1 protein-coding gene is annotated in these 516 nt (G+C 41.3%); it reads left to right on the top strand.

What is annotated here, in order from left to right:
* A partial coding sequence (locus tag AB2B47_RS08610; RefSeq protein ID WP_320694118.1) for a DUF389 domain-containing protein occupies nucleotides 1-516 on the top strand: 516 nt, incomplete at both ends.

Here is a 516-nt window from a genome sequence, read left to right as displayed (position 1 = left end):
GATGACCTTCATGTTCGATTGAGAGATACAGCGATTTTGATGTGTGCAATTTTTATTGCCTCTATCGGTCTAAATATGAATTCAACAGCTGTTATTATTGGAGCCATGTTAATTTCACCTCTCATGACACCGATTGTTGGACTGGGATTCGGTTTAGCTATTTTTGATACGCGTTTAATCAAGCAATCTCTAGAGGTTTTATTGACTCAAGTGTTGGTCAGTTTGCTTGTCTCGACTCTGTATTTCTGGATTTCTCCCTTGTCTTATGCAAGTAGCGAGTTGATCGCACGAACCTCTCCAACCATTTGGGATGTTCTCATTGCTATTGCTGGTGGGATTGCTGGTGTGATCGGTTCAAGGAAAAAAGAAGCAAACAATATCGTGCCAGGAGTAGCCATTGCTACAGCTTTGATGCCGCCTATCTGTACTGCTGGCTATGGTTTAGCTAATGGGAATGTACGATTTTTATTGGGGGCTCTCTATCTTTTCTTGATCAACTGTGTCTTTATCATGCTA

Source organism: Streptococcus wuxiensis (assembly GCF_040888245.1).
GTDB classification, from domain to species: domain Bacteria; phylum Bacillota; class Bacilli; order Lactobacillales; family Streptococcaceae; genus Streptococcus; species Streptococcus wuxiensis.
The sequence above is the reverse complement of the archived record's forward strand: the minus strand, read 5'-3'. Positions and strand labels throughout refer to the sequence as shown.